This window comes from Nocardia salmonicida NBRC 13393, from assembly GCF_001613085.1.
Taxonomy (GTDB): domain Bacteria; phylum Actinomycetota; class Actinomycetes; order Mycobacteriales; family Mycobacteriaceae; genus Nocardia; species Nocardia salmonicida.
This window is the reverse complement of sequence record NZ_BDBR01000080.1, coordinates 1-6,414: the sequence shown is the minus strand read 5'-3', so window position 1 is coordinate 6,414 and position 6,414 is coordinate 1. Positions and strand designations below refer to the sequence as shown.

The 6,414-nt window shown below is 68.8% G+C and carries 4 protein-coding genes; 2 read left to right on the top strand and 2 right to left on the bottom strand.

The window, feature by feature from the left end; genetic code table 11:
• Positions 1-686, top strand: a 686-nt coding sequence (locus NS1_RS38260) for a TerD family protein (protein WP_169812894.1), incomplete at its 5' end; no start/stop codon positions are given.
• Positions 687-713: 27 nt separating this feature from the next.
• A complete protein-coding gene (locus NS1_RS38255) occupies positions 714-2,273 on the top strand; it encodes a TerD family protein (RefSeq protein ID WP_062992610.1) in 1,560 nt (519 codons plus the stop codon).
• A gap of 29 nt (positions 2,274-2,302) precedes the next feature.
• Here NS1_RS38255 and NS1_RS38250 read toward each other — a convergent pair whose 3' ends face one another.
• Together NS1_RS38250 and NS1_RS38245 are read right to left on the bottom strand one after the other, a co-directional pair.
• Entirely contained in the window at positions 2,303-4,039 is a 1,737-nt protein-coding gene (locus NS1_RS38250; protein ID WP_063816392.1) for a glycosyltransferase family 87 protein, read from the bottom strand.
• Between the two features lie 21 nt (positions 4,040-4,060).
• Positions 4,061-6,414: transglycosylase domain-containing protein (locus NS1_RS38245; protein ID WP_062992608.1), on the bottom strand; the 2,354-nt coding region annotated here is incomplete at its 5' end.

Sequence of the window (6,414 nt, the reverse complement as noted above, 5' to 3'; positions counted from 1 at the left end):
AGCAGCCCCCCGGCGGCTACCCGCCGCCGCCCGGACAGGGCTATCCGCCGCCCGCGCAGGGGGCACCGCAGCAGCCGGCCGGTGAGATCAGCCTGAGCAAGGATCGCCCGGTCAGCCTGCAGAAGGGCCAGCGGGTCACGCTGCGCAAGGAGGGCGGCGCCGCGCTGACCTTCGTGAAGATGGGTCTGGGTTGGGACCCGGTGCGCACGCGCGGAATGTTCGGCAACCGCACCGTCGACATCGACCTCGACGCCTCGGTCTGCCTGTTCGCCGACCAGAACCTCGTCGACGTGGCCTACTACGGCCAGCTGTCGTCGAAGGACGGTTCGGTGCGCCACCAGGGCGACAACCTCACCGGCGAGGGCGACGGCGACGACGAGATGATCCTCGTCGACCTGACCAGGATCCCGGCGCACATCACCACGCTGCTGTTCATCGTCACCTCGTACAAGGGCCATTCCTTCGAGCAGGTGCAGAACGCGTTCAGCCGCCTCATCGACGGCACTACCAACGGCGAACTGGCGCGCTACACCCTCGCGGGCGGCATGCCGTTCACCGCGATGGCGATGGCGAAGGTGTACCGGGCAGGCGGCGACTGGAAGATGCAGGCGCTCGGCGAGGGCTTCAACGCCAAGCACCCCGGTGAGGCCGTGCCACAGTTGGGCCGATTCCTCGGCGCCAACTGAACCAAGCGACAGAGCAGGGCAGACACCGTGATTCACCTGAAAGCGGGGCAGAACACTGCTCTGACCACTGATTCCGTGCGCTTCACCGCGCAGACCTCCGGCACCGTCGAACTCGGTGCGCTGGTGGTCGGCGAGGATCTGCGGGTTCGTGACGTGCACGATCACGTGTGCGCGTCGCGGCCCGCGGCGCCAGGGGTGAGCTTCGCCGGGGCGGCGGTGGATCTGACGCTGTCGCAGCTCAGGTCCGATGCGCACGCGGTGCTGCTGTTCGTCGCGGGCGGGCGGACGCTCGGTTCGGTGACCGCGTCGCTATACGAAAACGGTAGTCCCGCAGCTGAATTCGTCATCGCTCCGACAGCGGGCGAGAGCGCGCTGATCTGCCTCGAGGTGTACCGCCGTGGCGGTGGCTGGAAGTTGCGCGCGCTCGGTCAGGGGTACGCGGGCGGCACGGCACAGTTGCTCACCGCGCACGGCGTGACCGCGCCGGAGCCCGCACCCGCCCAGGCCTGGCAGCCGCAACCGCTCGCGCCGCCGAGCGCTCCCACCGAGACGGTCGCGAGACCCGTTCCCGCGTCGGGTATTCCGCTCGAAGTCGACCACGGTCTGCAACGCATGTGGATGATCTTCGAAGACGCCGCCCGCTCGGCCGCCGCGCTGGTCTCGGCCCGCGACTACGCGACCAAACGGCTGGATCAAGAACTCTCCGAAGCAGTTTCGAACCCGGCGACCCGCAATACCCCCGCCGCCGACGCGGCCCGTGCGCAAGCACAACGTCGGCACGACGACCTGGTTGCATTGGCCGACGCCGACCACCGCCGCGACAGCGACCAGCTCGGCCAAGAAATCGCCGAAGCCGACGCCGCCATGCCCGCCGCGCTGGCCTCGTGGCTCGCTCCCGCATGGACCACCCGCGCCGCCCGCGCCGACGGCATCCGGCTCGGCGAGCTCTACGCCCTCGACCGCGGCGGCCTGCGCGTGCCGTATTGCGTTCCGGTGCCGCTGAATCGTCCGCTCTGGGTCGACACCGAATCCACCGCCGCCGCCTCACGCGTGGTCGGCGCCCTGGTGGCCCGCCTCGTCGCCGCGATCCCCGACAAGCCGACCAAGGTCGACCTGATCGACCTCACCGGCGGCCTGCGCACCCTCGCCGCCCCCCTGGCGCCACTGTTGGCAGGCCCGGTCATCGCCGACCACGGCGACATCTCCGCCCGCCTCGCCGACCTCGCCCACGCGGCCGAACTCGCCGACATCGCTTACAACAGTGGACAAGCCGTACCCCCCACCGAACACCGCATCCTGGTCGCCGCCGACTTCCCGCACGGCTACCAAGGCAGCGACGTAGTGCGCCTGGGTCAACTGATGGTGCGCGGCGACCTGATCGGCCTGTCCCTGGTCATCGTCGGCAGCGGCAGCGGCAGCGGCGAATTCGGCGACGGCCCAGTAGATCTCCTCGCCCAGTCGTGCAGGCACCTCCCCACCATGCCCGGCACCCCCCTGTTCGACCCCTGGACCGGCAACGCCTGGGAACTCGACCTCGACATGCTCCCCGCCGAACCCGAACTCCAGGCCCGCTACCTACGGATGTAGTGCGGGAGTGTTCGTCGGGCCCGCTCCGGTCAGTTCAGAACCGATACCGGTCGCGAGCTGGCCGTGGCCTGTCGGGGGCGCAGGAACTCCGGGAGCCAGGGGAGTAGCGGGTCGAGGGCGCGGTCGAGGACGCCGCCGGCGGGGTCGTCGACGAAATCCCGGCGGACCACGTCGTGCTGTGGGCGCAGGATCTCGTAGACGATCAGGGCGCACAGGCCGAGGACTGCCAGGTCGCGCAGGACGACGGTGCCGGTGAACCACTGTTCGGGCAGGCCCTTGTTGTCCTCGCCGAGGTAGTAGTACATGCGCGGCACCCAGACCAGCGCGTCGATCGTCATCCAGGCCAGCAGGATTCGGCGATGTGGCAGCGCGAGTACCGCCAGCGGCACCAGCCACAGCGAGTACTGCGGGCTCCACACCTTGTTCGTCAGCAGGAAGGCCGCGACTACGAGGAAGCACAGCTGGGTCAGACGGGGGCGGCGTGGCGCGGTGAGTGCCAGGTAGGCGACGCCCGCGCAGGCGGCGACGAAGGCCAGCAGCGAGACGGTGTTCAGGATCGTCGGCGGCTCGCCGTGTCCGAGCTGCCCGTCGAAGCCCGACCAGCCGGTGAACGAGGTGATCACGTTGTAGATCGAATCGGGGTCCGCGTGGCGAGTGGTGTTGAGGCGGAAGAACTCTCGCCAACCTTCTGGATACAGCGCTGCGATCGGCAGGTTCACCGCGGCCCAGGTGCCCGCCGCGGCGAGCACCGTGAGGGTGGCCGCGCCGAGCGGACGCAACGCGAAAAGGTGCGTCCTCGACGGTGTTTCACGCAACCAAGTTCGGGCGGTCTCGAGACTGTCGATATCGCGCAACCGCAGCGCGGCCCGCGCGGCGGGCTGACGCTGCATCGGATCGATCCGCATGCACAGCACCACGATCGGTCCGAGCAGCAACAGCGGATACAACTTCGCCGCCCCGCCGAGTCCGAGCAGGATGCCCGCGAGCACCGGCTTACGCCGCGCCCACGCCAACAGCCCGGTAGCCGCGAAAGCTGTTGCCAGTGCATCGAAATTCGTGAACATATGCACGATCACCAACGGCGACACCGCGATCAACGCGGCGTCCCACACCCGTCGTCCGGCTAATCGCGACGAGGCCCAGACCGTGATCAGCCAGCCGACCGAAAGGCCGAGCGCGACAACGTTGAAGTACACCACCACCGACATCGCGCCGGGCAGCGGTAGGTGGTCCCAGACATTGCCGATCTGCATCGCCGCGTACTGGTACAGGCCCGAAAGCACCGGATACTCCATGTATCTGGTCTCGGTGCCACCGTCGGGCGTCGATTCGGTCCAGGATTTCTTGTACGGGAACGCGCCCTCGTTGAGCCGTTCGGCGCCGTAGAGCGGCACCGTGTCGGAGTAGCACATGGCCACGTACTGGCGACCGTTGTTCCAGTCCAGCATCAGACCGCCGTCGCCGTCGCTCGTCTGCTGGATGCAGCCCGCCTTGGCAGTCCAGCCCAGCGCCAGGAAGATCACCGTGAAGGCGAACATCACCCGCAGCGGGGTCCAGAACCGCACCCGCCCGATCAGCGCGTGATCGCCGACCGGGCCGCCGATCACGGTGGAGAGTTGCGCCGTGAGTGAGTCGTTGCGGCTGGGCCGGTCCCGCGCATCGATCGAGCGCAGGTCGGGCGCCAGCCGGGCGGGTGCCACGTAACCCTCGCGGCCCAGCCGGGTACCACTCGACGCCGGCTGGTCCGCGAGTTGCTGATCGGTCACGACATCCGAGGCTACCGGTGGTTACCGGGATCGGGTCGGCGTGGTTCCCGCGTCGCTCTCGTTGTCGTTACCTGTGGCGGCGTTGCTCGGTCTGTTCGACCCGCCGTTGCCGTTTCCTGGCGTCGCGGGCGAGCCCTCGGGTCCGGCCGTCGGCTGACCGGGCAGCGGGCCCGCGCCGGTCTCAGCGGGGGTCTGCTGCGACTGCGGCACCGCGGGCTGCTGCACCCCGGGCACCGGAATCCGGATGCCGGGCAGGATCTCGACCTGCGAGGGCACGATCACCGGCGGCACGATCGCGGGCACGGTGGTGGACGGCGCTGTGTAGGGCGCCGACCACTCCGGCACACCGGCCTGGCCCTTGATCGGGGCGGGCTTGGGGAACGACTCGTTCGACGTACCCGACAGCGCGCCGTCCATCGTCGCCTTCCAGATGTCGGAAGGCAGACCGGAACCGTAGATGGGGCCGCCGCCGTAGTTCTTGAGCGCGTCGCCCTGCTCGGTGCCGACCCACACCGCGGTCGACAGCGACGGGGTGTAACCGACCATCCAGGCGTCGCGGTTGTTGCCGGTGTCGCCGAGCTGGTGGGTACCGGTCTTGGCCGCCGACTCGCGGCCACCGGCCAGGTTGTGGTTGCGCGAGTAGGCCGCGATCGGCTTCATCGCCGCGGTGACATTGTCGGCCACGGCCGCGCTCACCCGCTGCTCGCCGGCGGGCTCGCCGCGATCGAGCAGCACCTGTCCGTCTGCGGTGACGACCTTCTGCACGAAGTGCGGTGCGTGGTAGACGCCCGACGCCGCGAGGGTGGCGTAGGCCGAGGCCATGTCGAGCGGGCGCGACTGGTACTGGCCGAGCACGATGCCGTTGTTGGGGCCGACGCCGCCGGGCTCGGTCAGCGTCTCGCCGATGCCGGGCAGCTCGGTGGCGATACCGAGCTTGTGGCCCATATCGGCGATCTTCTGCGGACCGTTCTGCATGTCCAGCTGCATTCGGTAGAAGCTGGTGTTCAGCGAACGCTTGAGCGCCTCGGCGATGGTGCACATACCGCAGCCCTCGCCCTCGACATTGCCGATCTTGATGCCGTTGACGGTGATCGGCGAGCTGTCGTAGAGCTGCGAGAGCGGAACGCCCTGTTCGAGATTGGCGGCAAGGCCGATCGCCTTGAACGAGGAGCCCGTCGGCAGACCGGCATTGGCGAAGTCGAAGCCCTGACCGTCGCTGCCGCCGTAGTAGGCGCGGACCGCACCGGTGCGCGGGTCGATCGAGACCACGGCGGTGCGCAAGTTCTCCGGCTCGCCTTCGAGCTTGCCCTGCGCGGCCTTGATCGCGGCGTCCTGTGCCTTCTGGTCGATCGTGGTGGTGATCTGCAGACCCTCGGTGTTGAGCTGCTGCTCACTGATGCCCGCGGTCGAGAGCTCCTTGAGCACCTGGTTCTTCACCAGGCCCTCGGGACCACCGTCGTTGTTCTTGTCGCCCAGCGATTCCAGCGTGACCACCTGCGGGTACTGCATCCCCTGACGCTCCGTCGCGGGCAGGTTGTTCTCCGCGACCATGCCGTCGAGCACGTAGTTCCAGCGCGAGCGCGCGCCGTCGGGGTTCTTCTCCGGGTCCAGCATCGAGGGCAGCTGGATCGTCGCGGCCAGGACCGCGCCCTCGGCCACGGTCAGCTCCTGCACCGGCTTGCCGAAGTACGCCTTGGACGCGGCGTCGATGCCGTACGCGCCACGGCCGAAGTAGATCGTGTTCAGGTAGGCGGCGAGGATGTCTTCCTTGCTCCACTGGCGCGCCATCTTGGCCGAGATCACCAGTTCGTGCATCTTGCGCGTCATCGACCGCTCGTCACCGACCAGCGCGTTCTTCACGTACTGCTGGGTGATCGTGGAACCACCACCGGCGCTTTCCTTGCCGAGGACGTTGTCGCGGGCGGCGCGGGCGAAGCCCGAGACCGAGAAGCCGGGGTTGGTGTAGAAGTCACGGTCCTCGGCGGCGATCACGGCATTGCGCACGTGCGGCGGGATCTGATCGATCGAGACCTCGGTGCGGTTGCCTTGCGGCGGGACCACCTTGCTGATCTCGGTGGTGCCGTCGCTGGCGAAGATCGTCGCTACCTGGTTGGTCTCCAGATCGCCCGGCTTCGGCACCGAAACCGCCGTGTAGGCGACCAGGAACACCGCGCTCGGCACGACGATGGCGAGGGCCATCAGGACGTAGAGCGTCCGTCGAACGATTCGCCACGGCGATTTCTTCACCGCGCCATCACTACCCGAGCCGTCGTCGCCCCCACCGCCGTCGCGGCGGTTGCGTGGACCGGTCGGCGGTGGTGTACCGCCCGCGGCCCGACGTTCACCGGTGGTCGGGCCCGCGGTGGCGCGCCGTT